Source organism: Paenibacillus sp. L3-i20 (genome assembly GCF_022180385.2).
Taxonomy (GTDB): Bacteria; Bacillota; Bacilli; order Paenibacillales; family Paenibacillaceae; genus Pristimantibacillus.
Map to the genome: position 1 here is coordinate 938348 of NZ_BQME02000001.1, position 25317 is coordinate 963664.

25 protein-coding genes and 1 CRISPR repeat array are annotated in these 25317 nt (G+C 41.8%); of the genes, 8 read left to right on the forward strand and 17 right to left on the reverse strand.

Translation table 11 applies throughout. The features are described from left to right. Positions 1–25: 25 nt before the first annotated feature. The 8 genes from MFF31_RS04575 to MFF31_RS04610 form a co-directional block, all read right to left on the reverse strand. Positions 26–955, reverse strand: a complete 930-nt coding sequence (locus MFF31_RS04575) for a sugar phosphate isomerase/epimerase family protein (protein WP_238186927.1) — start codon at positions 953–955, stop codon at positions 26–28. Further along, positions 955–1689, reverse strand: coding sequence for an HAD hydrolase-like protein (locus MFF31_RS04580; protein WP_238186928.1), 735 nt, complete (start codon positions 1687–1689; stop codon positions 955–957). The genes MFF31_RS04575 and MFF31_RS04580 overlap by 1 nt, the downstream gene beginning before the upstream one ends. A gap of 23 nt (positions 1690–1712) precedes the next feature. Further along, positions 1713–3050 (reverse strand): ABC transporter substrate-binding protein, encoded by a 1338-nt coding sequence (locus tag MFF31_RS04585; RefSeq protein ID WP_238186929.1) that lies wholly within the window; start codon positions 3048–3050, stop codon positions 1713–1715. 93 nt (positions 3051–3143) lie between these two features. Then, the gene (locus MFF31_RS04590; protein WP_238186930.1) at positions 3144–3971 is read right to left on the reverse strand and encodes a carbohydrate ABC transporter permease; all 828 of its coding nucleotides are present in this window, start codon (positions 3969–3971) and stop codon (positions 3144–3146) included. A 10-nt stretch (positions 3972–3981) separates the two neighbouring features. Further along, positions 3982–4869, reverse strand: coding sequence for a carbohydrate ABC transporter permease (locus MFF31_RS04595; RefSeq protein WP_238186931.1), 888 nt, complete (start codon positions 4867–4869; stop codon positions 3982–3984). Next, positions 4870–6039: an alkaline phosphatase family protein gene (locus tag MFF31_RS04600; protein ID WP_238186932.1), complete on the reverse strand. Its 1170-nt coding sequence runs from the start codon at positions 6037–6039 to the stop codon at positions 4870–4872. Beyond that, the gene (locus tag MFF31_RS04605; protein ID WP_238186933.1) at positions 6036–7124 is read right to left on the reverse strand and encodes an ABC transporter ATP-binding protein; all 1089 of its coding nucleotides are present in this window, start codon (positions 7122–7124) and stop codon (positions 6036–6038) included. The genes MFF31_RS04600 and MFF31_RS04605 overlap by 4 nt, the downstream gene beginning before the upstream one ends. A 264-nt stretch (positions 7125–7388) precedes the next feature. Continuing rightward, the gene (locus MFF31_RS04610; protein ID WP_238186934.1) at positions 7389–8390 is read right to left on the reverse strand and encodes a cell wall hydrolase; all 1002 of its coding nucleotides are present in this window, start codon (positions 8388–8390) and stop codon (positions 7389–7391) included. A 303-nt stretch (positions 8391–8693) separates the two neighbouring features. Between MFF31_RS04610 and corA the strand changes: the two genes are divergently transcribed. Further along, positions 8694–9644, forward strand: coding sequence for a magnesium/cobalt transporter CorA (corA, locus tag MFF31_RS04615; protein ID WP_238186935.1), 951 nt, complete (start codon positions 8694–8696; stop codon positions 9642–9644). A gap of 97 nt (positions 9645–9741) precedes the next feature. On the opposite strand, the gene MFF31_RS04620 is transcribed toward corA, so the two are convergent. Together MFF31_RS04620 and MFF31_RS04625 are read right to left on the reverse strand one after the other, a co-directional pair. Continuing rightward, the gene (locus tag MFF31_RS04620) at positions 9742–10038 is read right to left on the reverse strand and encodes a metal-sensitive transcriptional regulator (RefSeq protein WP_238186936.1); all 297 of its coding nucleotides are present in this window, start codon (positions 10036–10038) and stop codon (positions 9742–9744) included. A 22-nt stretch (positions 10039–10060) separates the two neighbouring features. Continuing rightward, positions 10061–11122, reverse strand: coding sequence for an endonuclease/exonuclease/phosphatase family protein (locus MFF31_RS04625; protein WP_238186937.1), 1062 nt, complete (start codon positions 11120–11122; stop codon positions 10061–10063). Positions 11123–11606: 484 nt separating this feature from the next. Between MFF31_RS04625 and MFF31_RS04630 the strand changes: the two genes are divergently transcribed. From MFF31_RS04630 to MFF31_RS04660, 7 genes are all read left to right on the forward strand, one after another. Next, positions 11607–12104 carry a TlpA family protein disulfide reductase gene (locus tag MFF31_RS04630; RefSeq protein ID WP_238186938.1) on the forward strand — a complete coding sequence of 166 codons (498 nt, stop codon included), beginning with the start codon at positions 11607–11609 and terminating at the stop codon, positions 12102–12104. Then, entirely contained in the window at positions 12101–12589 is a 489-nt protein-coding gene (locus tag MFF31_RS04635; protein WP_238186939.1) for a hypothetical protein, read from the forward strand. The genes MFF31_RS04630 and MFF31_RS04635 overlap by 4 nt, the downstream gene beginning before the upstream one ends. 1 nt (position 12590) lies before the next feature. After that, positions 12591–13121, forward strand: a complete 531-nt coding sequence (locus MFF31_RS04640) for a MauE/DoxX family redox-associated membrane protein (protein WP_238186940.1) — start codon at positions 12591–12593, stop codon at positions 13119–13121. Then, positions 13118–13606, forward strand: a complete 489-nt coding sequence (locus tag MFF31_RS04645) for a hypothetical protein (protein ID WP_248565398.1) — start codon at positions 13118–13120, stop codon at positions 13604–13606. Before MFF31_RS04640 ends, MFF31_RS04645 begins: the two co-directional genes overlap by 4 nt. Then, the gene (locus MFF31_RS04650; protein WP_238186942.1) at positions 13591–13989 is read left to right on the forward strand and encodes a hypothetical protein; all 399 of its coding nucleotides are present in this window, start codon (positions 13591–13593) and stop codon (positions 13987–13989) included. Before MFF31_RS04645 ends, MFF31_RS04650 begins: the two co-directional genes overlap by 16 nt. Further along, a complete protein-coding gene (locus MFF31_RS04655) occupies positions 13989–15812 on the forward strand; it encodes an ABC transporter ATP-binding protein (protein WP_238186943.1) in 1824 nt (607 codons plus the stop codon). Before MFF31_RS04650 ends, MFF31_RS04655 begins: the two co-directional genes overlap by 1 nt. 117 nt (positions 15813–15929) lie before the next feature. Further along, the gene (locus tag MFF31_RS04660) at positions 15930–16211 is read left to right on the forward strand and encodes an ArsR/SmtB family transcription factor (protein ID WP_238186944.1); all 282 of its coding nucleotides are present in this window, start codon (positions 15930–15932) and stop codon (positions 16209–16211) included. Positions 16212–16275: 64 nt separating this feature from the next. Here MFF31_RS04660 and MFF31_RS04665 read toward each other — a convergent pair whose 3' ends face one another. The 7 genes from MFF31_RS04665 to cas7c form a co-directional block, all read right to left on the reverse strand. Beyond that, positions 16276–16416, reverse strand: a complete 141-nt coding sequence (locus tag MFF31_RS04665) for a hypothetical protein (protein WP_248565399.1) — start codon at positions 16414–16416, stop codon at positions 16276–16278. 35 nt (positions 16417–16451) lie between these two features. Beyond that, on the reverse strand, positions 16452–18065 hold the full coding sequence (locus MFF31_RS04670; RefSeq protein WP_238186945.1) for a helix-turn-helix domain-containing protein: 1614 nt from the start codon (positions 18063–18065) through the stop codon (positions 16452–16454). Positions 18066–18197: 132 nt separating this feature from the next. Next, positions 18198–19220: an ABC transporter substrate-binding protein gene (locus tag MFF31_RS04675; RefSeq protein ID WP_238186946.1), complete on the reverse strand. Its 1023-nt coding sequence runs from the start codon at positions 19218–19220 to the stop codon at positions 18198–18200. 331 nt (positions 19221–19551) lie between these two features. Further along, positions 19552–22285: direct repeats of the CRISPR family, unit length 32 nt; unit sequence ATTTCAATCCACGCACCTACACGAGGTGCGAC. Between the two features lie 181 nt (positions 22286–22466). Continuing rightward, complete coding sequence (cas2, locus tag MFF31_RS04680; RefSeq protein WP_238186947.1) at positions 22467–22757, reverse strand: CRISPR-associated endonuclease Cas2; 291 nt, start codon at positions 22755–22757, stop codon at positions 22467–22469. A gap of 9 nt (positions 22758–22766) precedes the next feature. Beyond that, a complete protein-coding gene (cas1c, locus tag MFF31_RS04685; RefSeq protein ID WP_238186948.1) occupies positions 22767–23798 on the reverse strand; it encodes a type I-C CRISPR-associated endonuclease Cas1c in 1032 nt (343 codons plus the stop codon). Continuing rightward, a complete protein-coding gene (gene cas4 / locus MFF31_RS04690) occupies positions 23795–24451 on the reverse strand; it encodes a CRISPR-associated protein Cas4 (protein ID WP_238188492.1) in 657 nt (218 codons plus the stop codon). Before cas4 ends, cas1c begins: the two co-directional genes overlap by 4 nt. Next, entirely contained in the window at positions 24441–25304 is an 864-nt protein-coding gene (cas7c, locus tag MFF31_RS04695) for a type I-C CRISPR-associated protein Cas7/Csd2 (protein WP_238186949.1), read from the reverse strand. The genes cas4 and cas7c overlap by 11 nt, the downstream gene beginning before the upstream one ends. Positions 25305–25317 lie beyond the last annotated feature (13 nt).

Below are 25317 nucleotides of genomic sequence, written 5' to 3' on the forward strand. Positions count from 1 at the left end.
CTTCCCAACTCCTGCTGACGGATTATTATGCCTGTGCCCAAGCTTCAAAGAATGTACGTTTAATATTGGCGATAACTAGCTTTTGAGATTCAGAGCCAAGACGACCTACCTCGAAGGTGATGACTGGTTTCCGAGTAGGCTTTGGCCTCTTGAAAAACTCGATATCATCTAGCGTTCGAATAAAGCTAGTCAGTTCCGCTACACCCACTTCGGAATCTTTAATGCCGAATGGAATATGCTTGTCGCCAAAGTAACTCGCTTCCCTATCCTTCATATAACAATTACCGATGTGGATATGGGTCAAATAGTCTTTTGCAAGCCATAGCGACTTATTCGGATCTTCTCCCATAAGAGGAAGATGGCTTTGATCAAGCAACAGGCCAAAGTTGTTATATTCGCTCCTAATAATTTGGGCTACATTAACTGCCTCATGAGTTGGTCCGAGCAAGTAGCGGCGATCCATATGTCGATCCCCGATTTCCAACGAAATACAAAGCTCATACGAACTGGCCTTTTCCTTCGCATACTTGCAAAGCTGCATAGTCGAATCCATAAACGCAATAATACCTTGCTGCTTCGTTTCTTCCCCTTCATACTTGCCAGTAACGATATGCATCACTTTGGCATTCATTTCATAACAGTGGTCGATTAGCATGAAGCATTGTTGAATGGACTGACTTCTAATGACCGGGTCCAAGGAACTTAGATTAATTTTCAATTCACGAAAAGCATCTCCACCGTTAAACAATATTTCTACACCGCTATACTCCATATAGGATTTAGCGAGCTCTCTTGTTTCCTTATCAGCAATATATGAAACCTCAACTGCCGTGAAGAAAGGATCTTCCAATATGGTGAGCAGACCTGAGATCATTTCCTCAGGCTTACTCTGCTCGAATGGGAATAGCTTGGGCAACACAATACCGATGTTTGCTAATTTCTCAAGCTGCTCCATTATACGATTTTGCCCGAAGTAATAAGCTCAGGCAGGTCCTTCACTGTGTGGATGACATGCGTATGATAATATTTGCCCCATACTTCAATTGGCGTTGAACCTTGTGTTACACCAATGATCGCTTTGCAGCCAGCATTGTAGCCTTCGAGCATATCAGCAGGAGTATCGCCAATTTTGATTACGTGCCTAACGTTTTGTACGTTCAAATATTCCATTGCTTTGAACACCATAAACGGTGCCGGACGTCCTTTACCTTCTGGAACCATGTCCAGATCTACCGCATAATCAATTAGGCCATCTCTAACCCAGCCGAGCTTGTCCATAATGACTGCATTAATATCTTTATGAAAACCAGTACCAGTTGCTACTTTGATACCATTGTCTTTGCACCATCTTAGCGTCTCCGTAGCGCCTTCGATTTCACGGCAATTTTCCATATAATAAGCAATCATATACTCGGTATATTTATCGTATAGCTTGATCGCCTCTTCTAGCGTTTCGTTATCGATTTCGATTTCGAAATTTTTGAAGTCAATGATGTTGCCCTTCGTTCTAGCAATCAAATATTGATAGAGATGAATTTTGTTGGTACCCATATGAGTGCTGATTTCATCCCTAGTAACCTCTAATCCAAAATCGATTGCTGCTTGATATAGACAGTCCCTAACCCCGTTATTATCCTCTACCAATGTTCCTGCAAGGTCAAATATCGCTAATTCAATTCCGTTTTTCATCTGTTATCTCTCCCTAGTTGTTATTATTTTTTGTTCAACACTTCATCAAGCTCTTTTTGCGCCTTTTCTTTTGCTTCCTTCAAAGCTTTTGCCGCAGGCATGTTCTGAACGAGTACTTTGTCCTTCGCCAGCTCGATTTCTGCATAAATTTTGCCGCCTGTTGGATCGATATAAGGTGCGATTCCATTAGCCTTAACTTGCTCCAGAGGTACCGACAGATAAGGATTTACTTTCAGTTGATTTTTGAAAATGTCCGTCTCTACCGCACTGTTGCGAATCGGAATATAACCTGTCTCTACAGCCCAATAAGCAGTTTGCTGTGCTTCTGAGAAGAACTTCACAAATTCCCAAGCACCTTGTTGCTGCTCGATTGGAGAATCTTTGAACATGTTAAACATGACAGATACAGCTACAGGTCTTGGTTTGCTGCCGTTAAATCCTTTTTGCATGCCAGTAGCTACCTTCGTGAAATCCAAGTCGCCGCCATCACCAGATGAACCTGTGTAGCCGGCAGACTTGCCATTCATCACATTGTCAATCGTTTTGTACCACCATTCCCAGCCATTGCCGCCGTACACCGTTTCCATCGTTTTGTCCTCATGAATCGACTTGCGAATAAGATCCCATGCGTAAATCCATTCTTCGGAATCTATCGTAATCGTCTTGCCGTCTTCGCTGACGATATCGCCGCCCGCTGAACGTGCATAATCGATCATATGCTCCGCGTACCACATAACGGACCAGCCATTGATGCCTTCTTTTTCCTTAATCGTCTTTGCTGCATCTGCTAATTGCTCGAAACTTTCGAGTGCGTCGTAATCAATGTTAAGTTTCTCGAAAATATCTTTTCTGTAATACATCATTTGAGTGGACACAAACGCCGGAACGCCTACTGTTGCTTCATTGTATTTGCCCTGCTCCAGAAGAAGAATATCGTCCTTGTTATACTCTGGTTGATTGATTTGCTCATCTAGCGGCAGCAACACATCATTTTTAGCCAGCTTCATAAATTCAGGGTAGCCATTAATCGCTAGAGCGGGTGGTTTGCCTGCTGCAAGGGATGCCTGCAATGCCTGCAACGTTTCGCTATAATTGCCTTGAATGATAGGCACAACTTCATACTTCTCATTACTGCTGTTGAAATCTTTAATCAGCTTGTCCATCGTTTCGCCAAGCTTGCCGCCAAGTCCGTAGTAAAACTCAAGCTTCGTTTTCTCTTTTGTCTCTCCTGTTGTGTTCGTCGCAACCTTATTCGTTGAAGTATTATTAGGACCTGAGCAGCCAACTATCCCTACCAAAACCAATGTAAGGCACATAGTAGTCAAAATTGCATTTTTGATGCTTTTTCTCGGATTTTTCATCGTAAACTTCCTCTCGAAGGGATGATTTGTAAAGCTTATCCTGTAATAAAGTCCATGGCTGATCCCTTGAATAGTCTAGATGACATCACCACCTTATTTGTTTACATAGAGACTAGACATCGATTGAATAATTCGTTTATTAGAGACAGCCAGTAGAATAAACATCGGCAGCAGCGATACCGCACAAGCTGCCATTGCTAGAGGAAAGTCCATCCCATAGCCTGCTTGACTCATAAACATTCTTCGGAGTCCGATTGTTACAAACATGTTTTCCTCGGACTTAATTAACAAGGAAGGCCACATGTAGTTGTTGTAACTGTAAATAAAAGTGATCAGTATTAGGGAAGCAATCGCGTTTTTTGAATAGGGTATATACACCGTAAAGATAAGTCTTAAATGTCCCGCTCCATCCAGCTTCGCTGCCTGTACCACATCATTAGGCACTTGAACGAATGTTTGCCGCAAGAAGAAGATGGCGAAGATGCTTATCGATTCGCTGAAGATATACCCGATATGCGTGTCGAGCAAATCCCAATCGGATATCAAGATGAATGAAGGGATATAGGTAACCGCCGCTGGCAACATATACGTTGCTAGAATGATTACGAATATAAATTGCACCCACTTCTTCGGTATCGCCGCAAATACATAAGCTGCAAATATGGCGGATACGATTTGCAACACGATAATAATTACACTGACATAAATGCTGTTCCACAAATATTGCAGCATATTTGTTTCTGTAAACACTCGCAAATAATTTTCAAAATGAAACGTTGATGGCCATATCTTGCCGCTATACAGCTCGTCCTTAGGCTTAATGGACATAATGAACATCCATAAGTACGGAAACACCATAAGTCCACTGAGCGCGATTAACAGGATATAGTTGATACCTTTTTTCACATTCGCATAGTTCACCTTCATCACCTCATTTCTTTACAAATAACTTCGATATGAAGTAATTTAGTGCACTAATCAATAGGCAGATGACGAGGAACATAATGGCAAGCGCCGATGCTGAACCTGTCTCATACCACTGAAAAGCTAATACATAGAAATAATAAAGGATCGTCGATGTTGCCCCTGCTGGACCGCCCTGAGTCAAAATGTATATTTGGTCATAGGCTTTCAGAGAATCTAGCGTAAACAGGATAAACAGGAATATTAGAATTGGCGAGATTGCAGGCAACGTAATTTTCATTAGCTTCCGCAGTCCCTTGCCTCCATCAAGTGCATTTGCCTTTTCTACTTCTGGATCTGACTTAGCTAGTGCTGAGGTAAGCAATAAAATCGCGATACCCAAGTACTTCCACACCGTTACAAGGATAACAACGAACATCGCTGTTGATTCGCCGCCCAACCACATCACTGGCTGTATACCTATTGCTTGCAAGATCGTATTCACGATCCCCGTATCTTTATCAAATATGCTGACCCAAACCATTGATACAATAACGGTTGGCGTTAACCATGATGAGAAGATAGTCGCTACAAACAATGTACGAAGCGCTTTTATTTTGCTTAGCCTAATTGCCACTAGCAGCCCAATAACGATAGGCGGTACAACGGTGAATATTGTAAACACGAGCGTATTAATAAGTACTTTCAGAAAGAAGGAATCGCCTAACAAATCCCCATAATTGTCTAGCTTCACATATTCATAGGTTGGTGAAATATAGTTCCAATCGGTAAAGCTAATATGGAATGTCTTGATCATCGGATAAATCCAAAACACAACTAATGGAATCAATACTGGCAATAGAAGCGCAAGCGACCATAGGTTTTCCTTCACACTTCTGCCCTTTAACCTGATCATCTATTTAAGCTCCCTAATGATGTCTTTAATTTCTGTGCTGGTGCAGGGATGATGGATGCCGAACAACTTCGCAACCGTAGGTGCGATGCTCCCGATTGATTGCTGCTCCAACTGCACTCCCCGCTTCAATCCGTCTCCAATCCAAATCATGAAGCCATTCATTTCATCCACAATATGAGGGTGATATCCGTGTAAACTTTTTAGCCCCACATATTTGGGTTCCTCAGTTGCAAATATATCTTCACCGCATACGGTGTCGTTCAAGTCCATAATGCCGGCTGGTCGAAGTTCAGAGTTATGCTCACCCTCCAGCTTAACCAGTGCATAGAAATGGCTGACTTCTGTCATCTCATTAAAGTAATCCATAATCTTTTGGTTCTGCTCTTGTTCAAGCGAGCTGTAGAACAGCATTGAGCCGCTCCCATCACCAACGAATCGAATCTGATTGTTCAGGAGTTCCTGCTGCCAGACGCTCTGTGCCAATATTTTATTGGGATAAAAGAACGTTCGAACATCGCTTTGCCCATGATCAGAAAAGACGATCAGGTTGTATGCTGTACCGCTCTCCTCTAATGCACGATGAATATCGTTAACATAATCAAGCAACGTCTCAAGACAATGAATGGCCTCTACCGAGTCCTTTCCATGTTGATGAGACAAAGCATCGTAACCAACGAACCGTGTTGCGACAAAGTCATAAGCATTCGACTGAATAGCTCCTAACGTTTCTCGAATAGCAATGCCATCAACCTCGTACACAGCATCAATGTCTCTAGCCTGAATCCGTTTCTTGCTGCTGGACTCCGTCACCAAATGATTGATATATGGATTTCCCGATGTTAGCGGCCAATGGATGCAGCAGCTTGTAAGTGAACTCGCAGCTAAAGAATGGAATAACGTTTGCTTGTGTAGCTCATCGTTGCAAATGAGTTCATGGTCGCCGTAGAGCGGCACTTGCTCCATCGTGCTCCCACGCAATAAGACATTGTCATACACAAGATGCTTATTGCCGTGGTTGCCAGTTATAGCTGTTGCATGTGCGGTAAAAGTAACCGACGGGAACGTTGTAATTAACTTTTTGCAAGAGGAGAAGCCGTTTTCGATAAAACTTCCCGCATAGCGCTCAAAGGTTGTATAGCTTGGGCCATCTACCGATATGAGTACATTCATCGGATGCTCCTTACATTCATTTCTGTGTTCTTATCGAAAACAAGAAGATGACTCGCCATTATACCTACATTGACCGTTTCACCTTTTGCATACATGCCGTCAAAACTCTTTTTCACAAGAAAAGTAGCGTTCTTATACGTTAGATGAAGCAGTACATCCGTCCCGATAATTTCAGTAAAAGAAATCTTCATTGCGAATGTGTTGTTCGTCTCCTCTGTAATGAAACAATGCTCAGGTCGTATACCTGCGATCACGCTCGGATGATTTTTTATCGTATCTAGTGGAAGGTTTGTCTCCACTAACATTCCATCTAAGTCCGCATAAATTTGTCCATATCGTTCAACCAGCTCAGCTTCAACATAATTGATTGGCGGCGAGCTTATAAAGTTGGCTACAAACATGTCCGCAGGGCATTCAATAATTTCCATCGGAGTACCAATCTGCTTAAACTTTCCGTCAGCCATAATCGCAATGCGATCACCTAACGTAACAGCTTCCACTTGATCATGAGTCACATAAATAAAGGTAGAGTCTAAACGCTCATGCAGCTTTTTTATTTCGATTCTCATCTCATTTCGGAGCTTCGCATCCAGATTGGATAACGGTTCGTCCATTAGGAATACTTTTGGTTCTTTCACGATAGCTCTGCCAATAGCAACCCGCTGCTTCTGCCCGCCTGATAATTGACTAGGAAGACGTTTCAACAAATGAGTAATTTGCAAAATGTCCGCAGCTGCTTGAATTCGTTCTTCTCTTTCGGGTTTCTTCACTTTTTTGATCTTCAAACCGTATTCCATATTTTCGTATACGGTCATATGTGGGTAAAGAGCGTAGTTTTGGAACACCATCGCTACCCCACGATCTTTAGGTTCAACATCATTCACACATACATTGCCGATCTTTACCTCACCATGTGTAATGTCCTCGATGCCTGCGATCATTCTAAGCAAGGTAGACTTGCCGCACCCGGATGGACCGAGCAATACGAGAAACTCTTTATCTTTAATATCAAGACTAATATTGTCTAATGTTCTTTTGTCTTTCGTATATTGTTTTGACAATGAATGCAGTGTGATGGCTGACATGATGCGTAACCTCCATTCAAAATTAACATTTGTTTTGTTTGCGTACGCCAATTGTAGGCTTCAATTGTTAACGTCAAATCAAGCTCGAATAAAGGTCTTGTAAAGGAGTTTACATTTCTATGGAGGAAGGTAAAAGGTGGGAAAAAGCTGAGTTAACGAGAAAAACACCCTTGATCGGATCACCAATAAGGTGAAACTTTCAAGGGTGTTAAAGGTTTTTAATTTCTATTTATTCGCTATAATTGTGCTCTTTAGCTAACTTACCTACTTTGCGAAGCTATGATGGCCGATCGTAACAATCACATCAAGGTCAGACCAGAATGATCCTTTGGACACCTTTGGGTTAAAGAAATAGACGGCACCGCCTACATTGTTTTTACCGTTTAACGCATCCTTAGCAGCACGAAGCACACTTGCATTCGGCTTGCTCTTGTCGAGCATCCCGTTATGCGCAGGCGGGAACTGCTTCCCTGAATATATAACACCTTCGATGGAATTCGGAAATCTTGAATCCTTGACCCTATTAAGAATGACATTGGCGACGCCAAGCTGTCCCTCGTATGATTCGTTGCCAGACTCAACTTGTGTAATTTTTGCAAGTAAACTCAGATCCTTATCCGTGAAAGGCTCAGCCTCTTTTGCAAAAATTGATGGTACAACAACGAGCAGCTTAGTGCCCTCCTTGATCGTATCTTGGCTCTCTAGGCCGTTGCGCTTTAACAACTCCGACTTGCTGCTGCCATACTGCTTGCTGATTTCAGCCAGTCCGTAATCCGCTACTACAACCGCCGGCTTCACTGTCGTTAGCTCGGCTGTATTGTCTGCATCATTCCATTTCACTGTTGCATGCAGCAGCTCTGCCATCAGACGAAGCGGCATATACATCTTGCCATCGACTAGGAATGGTACCTCGTCCATAATATAACGTCCCTCGTTGAAATAAAGGACGGGAACCCCATTTCCAAGAACGATTTTATCACCTTGCACCGTATTTATCGTTAATTCCTCATTGTCACTATCCCATTTGCTCTTCGCATCCAATGCCCCCGCAATGCTTGCAACTGGCAAATAGATCCGTTCACCTTGTTTCCTGATTGGATCTTTAATCTTTATTTTCTCGCCATCCTGCTTAATTGAAACACCATTCGCAACGACTGTTTTGTTATCCTGTGCCGCAACGACCGATAGTGGCCCTATGCAAAGTAAGAGCAATGTCCACGTTATAAGAAGCATTCGTTTGCCTATTTTTCCATTTTCTCTAACCATAAATACCTCCTCGAATTTCTCAAGTTATATGGTATGACGATCTTTCGAAAAGTCGGTTTTTGCCTCCGCACAGTATAACACAGGTTTTGGTACAAAAAGGATTAACAATTTCACAGAATTGGGGAAATTACCCGACTTCACAACTTTTTCAGCTGAATAGTTAGTCCCATTATTCAAGGCCTGAATAGATAAAATATCCTATTTGTTGAGAGAGATCTCGATAGATTAGTATATTCCAATCGAGAGCTTGTGCTACAATTTCTTAAAGCCTTAATCAAGTAGAACCAAAAAGGGGAGATTCTGATGATACGTTCTTTAGCGATCACTAATGATCTCGAAATTATAAGAGATATACCACTAGATAAACTTTCTGATGCCAATATCAAATGGTATTGGGTCGATTTCGACATACCTACTGAAGCAGAAGCTACTCTATTAGAAAACCATTTCCGCTTCCACCCGCTTGCAGTTGAAGATTGCTACCATTTACTACAGCGTCCCAAGATGGATCATTATGAGAATATGCATTTTTTTGTTATGCATGCCATTAATCCGAAGACACTTGCCGCTGAAGAAATTGACTTATTTCTAGGTTCCAACTATGTCGTAACCTTTCACCTTCAATATTCAAGAGAGATTGAAGATGCTTGGTGCAAAATTGCAAAGCAAAATAAAGGCGTAGACAAAGGCCATTTGTACGCTGCTTACTTGGTGATGGATAAATTAGTGGATCAATATTTCCCTGGTGTGTACCAGATCGAAGAAGATTTAAACGAAATTGAAGTCAATGTGAGCTCCGAGTCCATTCGAGAGCTAATGGATGATATCTTTGAGATTCGCTCTAAGCTATTAAAATTGCGGCGGACTATATTACCTATGAGAGATTTGTTGTATCGAGTTGTTAATTCAGATCGAATTGACGGATTAGATGAACTCCGTTTGTATTTTACAGATATCCACGATCATTTGCTTAAGCTTTCTGATATGGTCGAATCCAATAGAGAGATGACAGCAGATCTGCGCGACAATTATTTGTCCATCAATTCCAACAGAATGAATGGAATTATGAAGACGCTGACGGTAATGACATCTATTTTTATACCACTTACATTTATTGCGAGTATCTATGGGATGAACTTCGAAAATATACCTGAGCTCAAATGGCGACTAGGATACTTTGGCGTATTAACGATCATGCTCATAGTTGGCACATCCTTGCTGTTTTGGTTTAAACGCAAAGGGTGGTTTAAATAGGGCAGAAGCGTGATAGCGTTTATCCATTAAATACGAAAAAACCAGTAAGATCATTTCCAATGATCCTACTGGTTCACCCTCTACATAAAAAACATCACTATTTCATCATCTTCTTCACCGTAATAAGTAATTCATTAATAATGTCCGTATCGCCTTCATGTATCTTCTGAGCGACACAGCTCTTCAAATGTTCCTCTAGCAAAAGCTTCCCCACACCGTTTAAAGCAGCATGAACCGAAGCAATTTGATTAAGCACATCGTCGCAATAGGCGTCTTTTTCGATCAGTCCTTTGATCCCACGTACCTGTCCTTCTATTCGATTTAAACGATTCATCAAGTTCGTTTTTGTTTTATCTGAATGTTGGCTGCTTCGCTCATCATGGTTGTGCTCCATGGCGTAGTCTTCCTCCCTAAACCTACTTTAAAATAAAGCTTCCGGTAACCGGATTATGATCGCTGTGCTTAAACTTCAAATCATGCCCGTATACACGCTCAATCTCGATATTTGGCGATACAAAAAATCCGTCAATGACAGCAAGAAAGTTAACACCTTCCTTATAGGGAATATCAAGCGTCCTCACAGTTGGTGTGCTCGGATCGATTGCCCATTGGAATCCTTCTGGTGCAAATGTCTCTGGGAAAGGCTGAAGCCATTCCGGCCATTGTTGCTCCGTTTCAAATTGATCCCGCTTTGTTCCAGGCAATGCATGATTCCAATCTCCACCAATGATCATATAATTGTCCTTCTTCATTTCTTCTTGAATGTAACTGTTTAAGAAGCTCAACTGCTGCTTACGAATTTCTCCGCCCTTATCAAACGCGGATGGATGAAGATTAATAAGGACAAGCTCCTTGCCATTATCTACAGGATATCTGCTCTCAATAAAGGAGCGATCCAGCTCCATTTGTTGAACTGGCCAGCTTTCCTTACCGGGAAGATCATATCGAATATGAGACGTACTTTCAAATGTTGACATCGTTAACAATCCACTGTGTACTTTCCCCATCGGTCGCAGCACTGGAACCGGTACCCAAGGCACTTTGTAGTTGGTTGCGAATATTGAGCTGTATTGAGGCAGAGCTTTGCCAAGCTCACTAACTTCATCAATATGATAGCTGCGAGAAGCTTCCCTATCAACCTCTTGCAAAACATACATATCTGAAGCAGTTTCTTCTAATACAGAAGCAATAGCAGCTAAATTATGTTCGGTTTGCTCCTTGCTGCTTGAACGTGACATTTCACCGCCATCCATGAAGAAATCTTGCCCCTCGTCCAGCCCTGCATAACCAATATTGAACGTTGTAACTGTAAACGGCTCGCCTTGCTTCACTTTTCCACTCATATTGTTAATAGCGTTAAGCTCAACCTGCCCGGGAGGTTTGTAGTCTACCGCTGTAACATAAATTAGAAAAATAATGAGTAATGCTACTGGAACCGCTACGATCCAGCATAAATACTTTAACCACTTTTTAATCATTGTTTATCTCCCCCTGTAACATAAATTCAACATTTCACTCCACTTGTCCTACCCATATGAAGCACATTCCGAAAAAATAACGATTATTTTGTCGCATAATACTCAAAAAACCAATAAAACCTTGTCGAAATAACCATTATTATACACAGTTTTAGTGAAAGCGTTTACACGAATAAATTTATCCTCTATATTATCTTCAACAAATGATATTTATTCCGATAGATTCTATTTTTTTACCTACCACACGAGAGGAGGTGAATAATAATGGCATGTCCTAACAGATGTACTGCAGGTGATTGGGTGACTTATTGTACTGAATATTGCGCTGGTATAAACAGAAGAAGATATTTCTTATGCCGTTCTGAAGGTTGTACAGTTAATGGACCTTGTGATTGCTGGTAATCTCTTTATAGAGAGAATCTCTCATTTGAAATGGGAGATTCTCTTTCTACTATTCAACTGCTTAGAAAGGAGAATGAACACAATGAATCCAATAGAAAAAACGATCCCATCATTTTTAAAAGTAGAAGAGGGCTTACAAATTGGTGACTATATGTCCAATATCGCTATCCCTCACTATGAGTCTTTACACCTCTATGATCTCATTACGGACCATCTTCTGCTCGCAACCATAAGCACCACCTGTGCAGCCTGTCTTCCTGCCATGGAGGCTCTAAATACTTTTGTGCAGCAATATCCAACCGCTAATATGCATATTTTCTTGGATACAGAAGAAGATACGTTCGAAAAGGCGAAACAAGTCTTTCATCACACTGCCAAAATTTACCATGCATCTGATGATGTGTTGTTCGGCGAGTTAAAAACCCGCGGCTATCCGTGGGCGTACGGGTTAAATGCAGATGGACAGATCATAACTATTGAACATGCAGGCAGTCTCGACTATTTGGAAAAACTTCTGTTCCCATTCAAAAAGTTTTTGAATCAGCAACCAGTGTCTTCACTTAAGGGGGAATCACAGTGAGCAAGCTTAGCTTTCGCGATTTGTTTAAGAGCGACACTTTGGAGAGTGATCAATTCCAAGCACCCTACATATCTAGTGAAGAAGAAGTGACATCTGATTCCCTCGTTCTGGGACAACGCTTCCCTGACCTTTCGTTAGATGAAAGACTAGCAAATACCCCATCGGCCACCATTCTATTCATTTCTTTGACCTGTAGCAGCTGCATTGATTTACTTCCAAAGCTTCTCTTATTTAGCCAAACATATACCGGCCTTCTTCTGCTCGTCAGCAGCGGACCGCAGGAAGATAACATGGAGCTTGTCCATTACTACGACTATCCATTCCCTGTCTTAACAATGGCGGAGAAAAGTTATAAAGCACAATTCCAATTGGAGGCAACACCAGCTGCAATTATTCTCGAACATGGTCTGATGAAGCAACGCTTTACGATTCAAGATATTACTGATCTATATAGACAACTTGGTATCGAACAAGGAGGCGGATAGCATGCTTTCGAGTGCTGTGTTTGTGGTGGACTTACTAATAGCGGCACTCTTTTTCGCAGCTTTTTATTCTAAAGCAAGCATGTTCAGAGATTTAGAGCTTTCGATACACTCCTATCGCATCATACGATTAGAGTGGATTCGTCCAGCAGCAATAGTGTTGCTCATCTCTGAGTTTATGCTATTTATAGCATTCGCATCTGGTTTAGCCCTTTATTATAAAGAAATGGCTGCGATTGTTTTGCTGCTTATGTTCAATTTACTATTGCTGCGGAAACGTCGCCTTGACCGGGAGAACAGCAGTACTTGTTCCTGCTTTGGCTCTATAAGCTTCCTTAATCGCTATCCACTCAGCCGAAACACGATCTTTATCGCACTTTGTGCAGGCAAATGTATCGTTCCGACGTACGCTCTTTCTACGTACATGGTCTTCATGCAGCTTATCGTCAGTATCATAGCTATTTGTGGTTCAATGATCTTAATCGATTATTACCAAACACGTAATCGACACACAACCCTCAAGGTGAACGCATGATGATCATATGGTTACTTATCGGATCATTATCCGTGTTGGCTCTCGGATCACTGCCGTTAATCCGAATGAAACGTAAAATAAATGCGATAGAATGGCAAATAGCAAGTGCCGCTTCGGCGGAGGAAGCTTGGTCAGCTGCACCAAACATTACTATTCTTAGCGTTCATTACGCACATCCATCATTTAAAAAACTAGATGAATTACTTTCGACGAAACATAGGGCATTTCAGGATGTCATTGTTTTTTTGGATGCGCCAGCATTTATTATTCTTCTGAAACAACGAGCTTGGAGCAGTTGCCGCAGTGTACGTAACAAAGCCGAATGCCACGATTCCAAATGGCTGATGTTGCTGAATGAAGAATCGATAGCCTATCAGTGGAATGGGATAGCGCTCAATCGGTACACGGAGGTAGAGATGTTTGTAGAACGGAAAATGATGATATTCCATCCCAAAGAGGAGGCTGAATTATGCACGCAACAGTAAGCGGACAACTCATTATAGCTGATAAAGTCGTAGACAATTATGAAGCGAGGGCACATTGTATCCAAAATGTTCGCAATGAAGTTCACATTCGTACGTTTCCTTCGGTGACTCTTTTTTATTTATGGGCTAAAGTATTATTTTTGGGGACGAGTGAAGGGGTCGTATTTATTAAGGTTTATGATTCTAATAAAGAAATTGTATGGCAGAAAAAATGCGATGGTCTTATCAACAAACGACAAAGCCATGTTCCTTCGGGGATGGATATGGCCTTTCAGCCACGTTTTGTTGTCCATGAAGAAGGATTATTTCATTTTGTGATGACAGATGTTGATGGTGAAACGTTATCGCATTACCCTCTCTATATTTCCAAAGCAGTGTCATAATGAATCGATCTTACAGCAAGTTTCGTACATTCGGTTTCTTGCTTCCTATATTGTGGAGGATCTCGGGCTTAACTCTAGTTATTCTCATATGCGTAACACTAGCACAGGCATTTATTCCGATCGCACAGATAAAACTTACAAGTAAATTGGTAAATGAAGCTGCTTTTTTGTTCCAAGGGAACAATGGAGACGATTTCCAATCGCTTGAACGGCTCGTTTGGCTACAGCTTGCATTGCTTCTGATTGCCGCTCTTCTAACCAGTGTGTTTAATTATGCGCAGCAATACTTTAATCAACGTGCAACGCTTTATTTCGATGAATTGATGTCGGCGAAAGTAAATCGATTGTCCTTAACGTACTTTGATAATCACTCTAGTTATGATCAACTGCAACGAACCGCATTAGGCTTACAGCTGCAAGGGATCGGAATCATTTTCACCTGTTTAATGATGCTCCAAGGCTTTATTACAGTCATTGGATTTATGATCGTGTTATATCAATTCCACTGGCTTCTTTCTCTCGGCATGCTTCTACTCGTTATTCCAATGTTATGGTCCTATTTGTATGAAAGTAAATCCAAGTTTAAACTCATCGTACATCAAACGCCGGATGAGCGGATGTCATCCTACATTAGCAATCTGCTGAAAAGTCGCGAAGCTGCTAAGGAAATTCGTGTGTTTGAAACGGCCCCCTATCTAATAAATAAGTGGAAGACAATCGCTTGGAGAAATGCGAAGCGTGTTCTCTCATTGGAAAGAAAAACGATCAGTATTACGTATGGCGTACAGATATTCACGCTGACACTTCTAAGCGGCATGTTACTTTTTTCTCTGCATACTGGGGTGAATGGCGGTTTGGAAATTGGAGGATACGTCGCTCTAGCACAAGCGTTGTTCAGCACCCAAGCGCTCGTTCAAAGCTTAGCTCAAAGCTATTCAAGAATCCATCAAGACTTGCTGCATACGAATGAGATTATAGATTTTGTTCATCTTCCTGAAGAAAATAACCTCAAGGGGGAAATGGACTTTCCCGCCCCCATACAACATGGCATTGCCATTAACAATGTATCCTTCCAATACGATGGTGCATCTAGGCCAGCGCTCGATGGGATAACGTTCACGATCCATGCCGGTGAGAAAATTGCCATTGTAGGCGATAACGGAGCTGGAAAAAGTACGTTGGCGAAAGTTCTTCTTGGACTATACAAACCTAGCAGCGGCGATATTGCAGTCGATGGCATACCTTATTCGCAGCTAAAGGCAGACAACCTACGAAGCAATGTAAGTGCCATCTTTCAAGATTTTGTTCAGTATCCCTTCCCTGTCTGGGAGAATATCGGCCTCGGACAGGTGTCTGAGCTGAATAATCGCAGTAGACTACAGTCCTCTAGCATACAAGCAAATACTATTTCCTTCATTAATAAGTTGCCACAAGAGTGGGACACCGTACTGGGCGTTCATTTTGACGGTGGACATGAGCTTTCTTATGGCCAATGGCAGCGTATTGCCCTTAACCGAGCATTCTACCGAAATTTTGAAATGATCGTATTAGACGAGCCAACCGCATCTCTTGATCCTATGACCGAATCTGCTATCTTTGAAAACCTTATGAGCTTAACGAATGACAAAACTGCCGTCTTTATTACGCATCGACTAGGAAGCTGTCGGTTCGCAGATCGAATCATCGTTCTTAAACATGGTCAGTTAGTTGAAAATGGGGACCACGATACATTAATGCACTTAAACGGGGAATATGCAGCCATGTTCCGCAAACAAGCCAGTTGGTATACGAAGGAATGGGCGGAGCAGAAAGTGGGATCTTAACTAGCTGCTCCGCCCCCTAATTTTATCCAGAACTATTTACTATCGCCAGTGGATATGGTACTCTTTATTTCGATATACATAGAAATAAAAAACGAAGAAAACAGTGAGGGAAAACGAATGGTAGAAGAAAATCTGGAAATGCTGCAAGCGATCAAAGTATATAAAGCACTTGGCGAACCTACCCGGCTAAAAATTGCTCTTCTGCTAATCGAGGAGAAAAATTTATGTTGCTCAACTATTGGGAACAAGCTGGCAACTGTCGCTGGATCGACACTTTCTCATCACTTGAAGCAGTTAACGGAATGTGGATTACTGAACCTGCGCAAGGACGGCACCTACATCTACTACAGCGTCAACCGTGAAGTTGCGGCCAAATATGCCCCTTATTTGTTGGAGTAATTTTTTTCGTTTATATTTCTGTATATCTAGAAATATAAAAATATTTAGGCGGAGAGAGGGGGACTCATGTGCTCCCCCTCTTCTGCTTAAAGTAATGTTCAATTCGTTGCAGAACGACTATTTTATCTAATCCTCCATAGTTAATTGTTCCTCGATATGTGAATACCTCTTCTTCCCAGTCGATTACGGCTATCGATATTCCCATTGGCGAGTTAAGCACAATAGAATCTACGACGCTTCTTATACAAGAGCACGCATCACATCATCTATCTTTTTCCTGTGGGAGAGTATCCCGTAACTCATCCAGTTAAGGAAATCAACCTCAATGATTCGTCTATGACGAACTGCTGGGAGTGACTTCAAAAGATAGTTGGCATATCGTTTCTTCTTATTTATCTCCAAAATTTCATAGGTAACGAACAACAGATCCGCATCCAATTGCGCAAGTAACTCTGGCGTCAATGCTACTTTCCGAGCATGACTTGTTAATTGCTTTACGAGAGGATGTGGCGTTAGTTCAAGATCACGGTAAAGAATTGGACCCGTATAACCCTTATCGGGACCGGCATACAACTGAATTTCATTTTCACTTACCCGTAGAAAAGCAACGTTATGATCGCGGTACTGGCGGAGTGCCTTGCGAGCCGAATCTGCTTTCCGTTCATATTCGGAAATAACTTGATCAACCTTGGCATGTTTGCCCCTACCTAGCAAATCTGCTACTGTTTGTAAGGATTGCCTCCAATCCTCTCCTTGACTGGATATATGATAAAGAGGAACCTCTTTTTCTGGGGTTTCAAATCCCCATTTTTCAGAAAAACCGCAATCTACCATAATAAAATCTGGCTTGCACGGAAGTGTGACCGAATATTTATCGGATAACTCAACTGTAGGTATATGATTGAGACCCAAGTAGGATGGCGTGCCCCACCCTACTAAGGAGCATTGCAAGAGAGGTGTAATGCCGAGTGCCAACATAAAGTCCTCCAAAAAAGGAGCAAATACGCGAATATCTTCTCGATAATGACGTCGATATTGCCCCGGTGACAGACCTACCGTCTGCTTAAAACGCCTGTTAAAATAAAATTCATTGCCGAAACCTACGCTCTGGGCAACATCAAATAAACGATCATCGGTCGCTTGCAGTAATTGCTTAGCCTTGTCCATTCGAATATCGGACAAATACGTTAACGGAACCTGACCTGTCATCTCTTTAAACAATCGAGTATATTGTCCACGTCCAACATTGGCCATCGCAGCCATTCGGTCCACCGTCCAGACATCGTCATAATCCTGGTGTAACAGCTCGATCGTAGTTTCCACTGCTTGTCGACTGCCCTGAATAATAGAAGCTGAACTATTTTGCTTAAAAATATGACGAAGCAACATCTGAAATCGCAATTGCTGATCAAATAAAGTCAATTCATCATTTGTTTCGGATGAACAATCACTATAGAGTTCTTTGACCCATTCCAAGAACTGAAAAAACGGAGAGCACTCAAGCTCTCCTACATAAGGAAACGACGGACTCTGTTGTTCTTGTGAAGAAGTAAAACCAACATCATTTTTATAAAAGATTTCAAAGAGTATTTCATAATAAACAAGTCCCAAATTCCCTGATTCGATACCAATCTCCATATTAGGCGTAGTAATAAAGCATTTGCCACGTACTAGCCGGTAGCCAAATTCATTGAGAGTAAGACGCCCTTCGCCTTCAGTAAATACAAGCAGCCGATAGGCTCCATTTCCGGGAATTTCCTTCTGCTCATTAACTCCACTCCCCCTATAATCTAATCCGATCATTCGGTAAAACATACTTGGTGCAGCAACTTTTTTTGCAGTAACTTCATCCACAGGCTCACCTCCCACCTTCTAGTTGTGAGAACTATTATCATTTAAATACAATATAACATAAAAAAGAGCACTTCAACATCGCTGCTGAAATGCTCTCTTTCCTATTTCATAGAATAACTAATTATCACATTATTATTGAAGCAAGTGCTTTTCTAAGTCTTCCATCTTGAGCTGATTAGCTGTAAAAGCTCCCGTCTGCCAGTAGGTACGTTCTACAAAATATACGTTGCCGTTTTTAACAGCAGAATTAGTTTTCCAAAGCGGATCGTTAAGTAAGTTATCAATCGATTCTTTATTTTCAGGTGAGGACCATGAGCCATTCGAAGTCAGAACAATTATATGGTCCGCTCCAAGGTTCGGTATTACCTCCATAGAAATCGTATCAATAAACTTCTCCATCTCTGCGACCAATTTAGGCGGGGTCAATCCCAGTTCCTTGTACAAAATAGAGCCAACAAATTTATTTTTTATTCCCAAAATGTTAAGATCTTTCTCTCCGATATTAAGACGAATTACAGCAACGGATTCTGTCCCGATCTTTGCTTGTAGTTTTGATTTCATATCGGCAACCTTCTGATCGTAATCCTTGATTAATTGCTCTGCCTTTTCCGACTCTCCAACTAGATCGCCTATTGTACGGAGAATTGCCGAGGCACCTCCTCCGACATCTTCGTCTGTCAGCCGATAAGTAGGAGCAACTTTAGAATATTTTTCATATATTTCAGGACTTGCATATCCATCAGAAATAATAAGATCTGGCTTCGCCTCAAGCAGTGATTCAATACTTCCGGTAATATCATATTGAGGTACGCTCAATTTCAAATATTCCTGTTTACCCCACATCGGATGGTACCACTGTACAATTGGCTCAACTCCTAATGCAGCTAGATAATCTTCCAAATAAATAGCAGCTATTCGCTGTGGCTTAGCTGGAATTTTCACGTCGCCGAAGAAGTCTTTTACCACACGTGTTTCACTCTTTTCCGCATTCTCAGCCGTTGCTGTAGTCTCAGTGCTGACTGCGTTTCCTTTATTCGTCGATCCTTCTGTTTGCTTTTCCCCTGAATTACCGCAACCAGTAAGTACCGTAACAGCAATAAGTAAACCAACCATTCCACTCCACAATATTTTGCGCGTTCTTGCGAATGCCACCATGTTCTGCCCACTCCTATATAAATGGTAATGTAACGAAACAACAATTTAATTAAAATGATTATCATTCTCATTTCGCTCAAAACCAATTATAGCACCTTGTTCTTTACATACAATGTCTATTCTTTGGCAAATCTTTTATACAAACACGCTATTTTGAGATTCTGGTTATGCGAGTCTCGTATTGTAAAATCAACAAAGAACCTACCACTTCACATATGTTTAAAGGATGAAACGCCGTTAACAGGTACTGCATTCGACGAAACTGGCTATTTCATCGACATCCCATACTGGGTGTGACTATTTAGAGTCGCTCAACTGATCTAAGACATTTATTTCGATCCACGCACCTACATGAGGTGCGACTCTATAATAGCGCACACAAGAATTCAGCTTCTGATTTCAATCCACGCACCTACACGAGATGCGACGATCCATACCAATCTTCTTCGCCTGTGCCCAGAATTTCAATCCACGCACCTACACGAGGTGCGACCACTAACTCATACATCATTTGGGAGATGATCATTATTTCAATCCACGCACCTACACGAGGTGCGACGTTTTTTTCGAGAAGTCGTCCAGATTTCCAGAGATTTCAATCCACGCACCTACACGAGGTGCGACAAGGGGTTCCAATTGATCAATTGCAACGAGAGATATTTCAATCCACGCACCTACACGAGGTGCGACCGTAGCCTCGGTAACCGTGTTTATGGGGACATCTTAATCTTATTTCAATCCACGCACCTACACGAGGTGCGACCGCTCACCGCATAACCAGTGAGCGCCTTTCATCAATTTCAATCCACGCACCTACACGAGGTGCGACGCTTGTAAACTTAACGCCCCGTGGATGCAAAATATTTCAATCCACGCACCTACACGAGGTGCGACTGGACGAGAAGCAAGCCTTCATCACCCTTCGCAATTTCAATCCACGCACCTACACGAGGTGCGACTAGGCGATATGGCATCTAGTCCAAACCATCCATATTTCAATCCACGCACCTACACGAGGTGCGACGACCTAGCTACTGAGGTACAGAGGTTCAGGAAAAATTTCAATCCACGCACCTACACGAGGTGCGACGTGATGCTGTGAACGGTGCTCTTAATCAATCATTATTTCAATCCACGCACCTACACGAGGTGCGACTTTGATGCTAGTCTAAGCTTCAGCCCGATGGGTAATTTCAATCCACGCACCTACACGAGGTGCGACCCGGAAGCTCTATTACGCTAAACCCTTTTTAAAAATTTCAATCCACGCACCTACACGAGGTGCGACTTTGGCTATACGTATCTTTTTGAGCCTCATGGTATTTCAATCCACGCACCTACACGAGGTGCGACTTGGCGGCGGCGGCAACTATGGCTACATGACTGACATTTCAATCCACGCACCTACACGAGGTGCGACGGGATAAAATCACTGTACGAAAGCGAGATTGAGCATTTCAATCCACGCACCTACACGAGGTGCGACCAACAACCTCATCTATTTCGTGAATGTGTGAAGTATTTCAATCCACGCACCTACACGAGGTGCGACGCAAGCAGCACGGATGGCTAAAATGCAGACAGATATTTCAATCCACGCACCTACACGAGGTGCGACCCTCTCCACGGTAGCTCTCTCCGGATAATCTCTATTTCAATCCACGCACCTACACGAGGTGCGACACAATCGCGGGTTGTCCGTTCCATCCGTCTGTTCATTTCAATCCACGCACCTACACGAGGTGCGACTCGTGGCGCTTTGAATTGGGTGAGCTGATGGCAAATTTCAATCCACGCACCTACACGAGGTGCGACTTAGTTTAATCATTGTTCTGTTTCCTCCTTCACTATTTCAATCCACGCACCTACACGAGGTGCGACACAGTTCAATCTGAGCGCTGGTTGGATGCTCTTATTTCAATCCACGCACCTACACGAGGTGCGACATGTCTCGTTCATCGAAAATGGCGACTTCTCCAATTTCAATCCACGCACCTACACGAGGTGCGACGAAGTCCAGATATTTATCCTGGTCGGGATAAGGTATTTCAATCCACGCACCTACACGAGGTGCGACGGGATATATCAAATATGCTTGTTTGATGAAATCCAATTTCAATCCACGCACCTACACGAGGTGCGACGCGGATCTTAATAGCCATGTTCTCAAAACAGGTGATTTCAATCCACGCACCTACACGAGGTGCGACATATAGGTCTCAATGAATAGTTCTCTCTTGTTTATTTCAATCCACGCACCTACACGAGGTGCGACCTAGCGATAAGCTAGCTTGAAGCTGGTTCTTAAATTTCAATCCACGCACCTACACGAGGTGCGACCAGTTCATGAGATTGAACAATATATTAATGATAATTTCAATCCACGCACCTACACGAGGTGCGACGGATGTAAGACTAATTGGTTGTTGTACTTTTATTAATTTCAATCCACGCACCTACACGAGGTGCGACCTCCATTTTTTTTTGTAGCTCAAGTTCTTCTCGCTATTTCAATCCACGCACCTACACGAGGTGCGACGTCGCATCAACAAGGCATGTATTCAAGGGGTTGATTTCAATCCACGCACCTACACGAGGTGCGACCAGGCAGAACTTAAAAGAGTGGAATTACAGCGTGAATTTCAATCCACGCACCTACACGAGGTGCGACCAAGCTTGTTGCAAATCTATTAATGTATAATCTATTTCAATCCACGCACCTACACGAGGTGCGACACGCTGCACAATTAAAGCTGCAATCCAAAGCCAAAATTTCAATCCACGCACCTACACGAGGTGCGACGAGGATTTTGCAACTATTAATGGTTTATTAATAATTTCAATCCACGCACCTACACGAGGTGCGACAGAAATGTTGCATCGCAATATCTTCACTGTTAAAATTTCAATCCACGCACCTACACGAGGTGCGACTAGTAAGAGAACGATTTGTGGAGTGGGATAAAGGATTTCAATCCACGCACCTACACGAGGTGCGACCTCTTACGATAATTGCATGGATGATCAGTACATATTTCAATCCACGCACCTACACGAGGTGCGACAGCGATTTTAGCTTAAATTACACAAAAAGAACCCTATATTTAAGGGAAATCGCATGAAAACCAGTTAATAAATATGATTTTGTATACATTCCGACCTTTTTATGACCTTTTCAAATATTAAATCCGGTGCGAATGTCCCCGGGATTTCATGTGAGCTATACATTCGCACCAGACTTTCGCACTAGAATATAAGTGGCCCTTCCAAGTCCAATGCTTCTTTTACACCCACATGCTCCACCTTATTCTTATAGTTGTTTCCTAGTTGATAGAATCTAAGACTATCCTGATCCTTATCGATAATATCGAGTAGTTTTAATTTTAATTCTGTAAATTGAGCTGCATCTACTATACATTCAAATACAGAATTTTGAACCCTCTGACCGTAACTTTGGCATGTTTTAGATACCTGTCGCAGCCTTCTCTGACCATCACTGCTGATGGTGCTTACATCATACGTTATTAACACCAACAACTTAAACACCTACTTCCACAGAAAAGGCGGATACTCATCCAGATCATCACGCAGGTACCTAGCTAATAGTAAAGCCTGCACATGAGGCACAAGTCCCCAAGAAATCTTCTCCCCTAAATAGGGATGTGTGATCTTCTCTTGCTTCTTTTCTTGCCATGCCTTTAAAAACGTCTTCCTACCATCATCCTTCATAATAACCGCGCCGTTTTCTTTCTTGAAAAAATCTTCACTGTTCAAAATTTTCTTATTGATTAATGATAATACAAATTTGTCTGCAAAAACCCCTCGCAATTCTTCCATTACATCGAGTGCCAAAGACTCCCGCCCTGGGCGATCTCGGTGCAAAAATCCAACATATGCATCTAATCCAACAGCTTCCAAAGCAGCAGCCATATCTTTAGATAACAATGTATAAGCAAAGGATAACATTGCATTCACATTATCAAGTGGCGGCCTTCGATTTCGATTATGAAAATAAAAATCTTCTTTTTGTTGCAAGATCATATGATTAAACAATCTATTATAAGAAACAGCAGCTTGACCTTCCAAACCTCGCAATCTCTCTAAATCTTCACAATCCCTAACATCAATAATAATAGAAGATAACTGCTGCGAAGCAGCTTTAAACTGAGCAACATCAATTCGTAAGGGATAGTCTCTTGTCATTCTTTCAAGCATCCATTTGTGGTTATATATTTTACCGACAATGAAATTACGAGCTATTTTTGCTGATATCACTTCATCTTCTGACACCAAATATTGCTTCTTTCTCAAAATAACATTACCTTTGCTCTGTCCTATTACTCTTGCTAGAAAACGCCCACTCATCGTCATAAAAACGATATCGATATTGCGTTCTGCACAATAGCCCATTAACGCCGGGCTTGCTCCGGTGTAGCCGAAAGCGATAATTGATTCAATGTTATGAAGAGGTATTCTTCCTAACTTCTCTTGTTCTTTCAGCAATAAAATATTATCACCGTCAAGTGACATATACACATCTGGTTGCGTAACATACAACGTATTCAGTAGTTTTTTCATTCCATAATTTTCCCTTCAACATAACTTTTCACGGTTCGTTTAGTCATCAATTCTGGTAAACATATGTTATGAAGGGAACAACTCTTACAAAATGAACCTGTTTTCACTTTCGGTGTATGTCTGCGTCTGTAGTAATCCTGCATCTCTGAGAAGATTCGCTGGACCTTATGCTTTATTTCCAAAGTGATGGGGACTTCAACTCTATGTTTTATTTCATTGTAGAACATATAGGCTACTTCTATTTCACATAACAGCATCTCTTCCAAACAAATTGCTTGTGCAGCCAATTGTAAAATATCTTCGTCATTTGTTTTTGGTTTGCCACGTTTATATTCAACCGGGTAAGCGACATACTTCCCTTCGGCTCCAAATACTTCTACACCGTGATCACTTCTTTTAAACTCCACAACATCGCAAATGCCTGAAATGCCAAGTTTATTTGACTTAACAGGCATTCCGCGAACGACGAGCTTGTCTCCTCGTTTTTCTCTTGTAAACGGCTTATCAGCATTCCTATGCAGATGTTGCCCTTCAATCGTCTTTACATTTTCTTCCCATTGTTGTTCAATGTGAATCAATGCCCATTGACGTTTACAAAATTGAAAATGTTGTATTCCAGATAACATAAGATAGTCATCTTCGTTATAGGCCATCAATAATTTCGACTTTCAGACCTTCCAATGACTGCACATCAAATCTGTAATCTGTAAATTCTTTTGGCTCAGCTACAAGTTTCTCTACCAGCAATGAACGATGTACTTTCGCTGACGAGTATTGTCCTAACTTAGATGTATGCTCCCACCAAAAAACTTTATGAACTTCCATACTTCCTTCTGGTCTAGCTGAAGATAAGTCATTTTCGAATAATGTAATAAGTGCTTGCTTAAATTTTTGTGCATCCTCTTTCGTAAATTGAGTTTTCTCCGCCAATTGTGTATTAATGCTACCCTTGAAAAGGTAAACTCCTGAATCTACACGGTGCTTCATACCCATCGTATCAGATCCTTTCGAATTACCAGGTTCGGAATTTACACTTTTTGTGATTTGTATGCTTGTAATATCAATGGGATCAAGGCTTGTTGCTGTATGAATAGATACTGGGCCTCTGACGCCCACGGAGACACCTGAGCCTGCTTTATCTGATTTGAATGCAAACACTTGTCCAAAGCTCCGAACATCAATCCACTCTAGACAAGCTATCTGAGCAAACTCATCGCTAGATCCTGTTTTGGACTTCAATATTTTACCTAGCTCAACATTGGAATCGGCACGCTCTCTCAAACTACCAAACGTATCATTTTTTCTGTCATTTGATTGTACAAAAATGGATTCTCCCATATCTTGCAGGCGATTACGAATCTTTCTCTTCAATGCAACGTCGGATATCTCACCAAACCCATCATAATTTTGACGAGGACGGTTGCCGTTAAGTGGATCACCATTGGGGTTAGCTTTCGATACGGATAGTACAACAGCAAAATCAATTTTATAATCCAAAATCGTCATATTTTATCTCTCC

Coding starts and splice junctions, on each gene's coding strand:
- MFF31_RS04575 (WP_238186927.1), bottom strand. CDS start 955: ATGGAGCAGCTTGAGAAATTAGCAAACATCGGTATTGTGTTGCCCAAG.
- MFF31_RS04580 (WP_238186928.1), bottom strand. CDS start 1,689: ATGAAAAACGGAATTGAATTAGCGATATTTGACCTTGCAGGAACATTG.
- MFF31_RS04585 (WP_238186929.1), bottom strand. CDS start 3,050: ATGAAAAATCCGAGAAAAAGCATCAAAAATGCAATTTTGACTACTATG.
- MFF31_RS04595 (WP_238186931.1), bottom strand. CDS start 4,869: ATGATCAGGTTAAAGGGCAGAAGTGTGAAGGAAAACCTATGGTCGCTT.
- MFF31_RS04600 (WP_238186932.1), bottom strand. CDS start 6,039: ATGAATGTACTCATATCGGTAGATGGCCCAAGCTATACAACCTTTGAG.
- MFF31_RS04605 (WP_238186933.1), bottom strand. CDS start 7,124: ATGTCAGCCATCACACTGCATTCATTGTCAAAACAATATACGAAAGAC.
- MFF31_RS04610 (WP_238186934.1), bottom strand. CDS start 8,390: ATGGTTAGAGAAAATGGAAAAATAGGCAAACGAATGCTTCTTATAACG.
- corA (WP_238186935.1), top strand. CDS start 8,694: ATGATACGTTCTTTAGCGATCACTAATGATCTCGAAATTATAAGAGAT.
- MFF31_RS04620 (WP_238186936.1), bottom strand. CDS start 10,038: ATGGAGCACAACCATGATGAGCGAAGCAGCCAACATTCAGATAAAACA.
- MFF31_RS04625 (WP_238186937.1), bottom strand. CDS start 11,122: ATGATTAAAAAGTGGTTAAAGTATTTATGCTGGATCGTAGCGGTTCCA.
- MFF31_RS04630 (WP_238186938.1), top strand. CDS start 11,607: ATGAATCCAATAGAAAAAACGATCCCATCATTTTTAAAAGTAGAAGAG.
- MFF31_RS04640 (WP_238186940.1), top strand. CDS start 12,591: ATGCTTTCGAGTGCTGTGTTTGTGGTGGACTTACTAATAGCGGCACTC.
- MFF31_RS04645 (WP_248565398.1), top strand. CDS start 13,118: ATGATGATCATATGGTTACTTATCGGATCATTATCCGTGTTGGCTCTC.
- MFF31_RS04650 (WP_238186942.1), top strand. CDS start 13,591: ATGCACGCAACAGTAAGCGGACAACTCATTATAGCTGATAAAGTCGTA.
- MFF31_RS04655 (WP_238186943.1), top strand. CDS start 13,989: ATGAATCGATCTTACAGCAAGTTTCGTACATTCGGTTTCTTGCTTCCT.
- MFF31_RS04660 (WP_238186944.1), top strand. CDS start 15,930: ATGGTAGAAGAAAATCTGGAAATGCTGCAAGCGATCAAAGTATATAAA.
- MFF31_RS04665 (WP_248565399.1), bottom strand. CDS start 16,416: ATGGGAATATCGATAGCCGTAATCGACTGGGAAGAAGAGGTATTCACA.
- MFF31_RS04675 (WP_238186946.1), bottom strand. CDS start 19,220: ATGGTGGCATTCGCAAGAACGCGCAAAATATTGTGGAGTGGAATGGTT.
- cas1c (WP_238186948.1), bottom strand. CDS start 23,798: ATGAAAAAACTACTGAATACGTTGTATGTTACGCAACCAGATGTGTAT.
- cas4 (WP_238188492.1), bottom strand. CDS start 24,451: ATGGCCTATAACGAAGATGACTATCTTATGTTATCTGGAATACAACAT.
- cas7c (WP_238186949.1), bottom strand. CDS start 25,304: ATGACGATTTTGGATTATAAAATTGATTTTGCTGTTGTACTATCCGTA.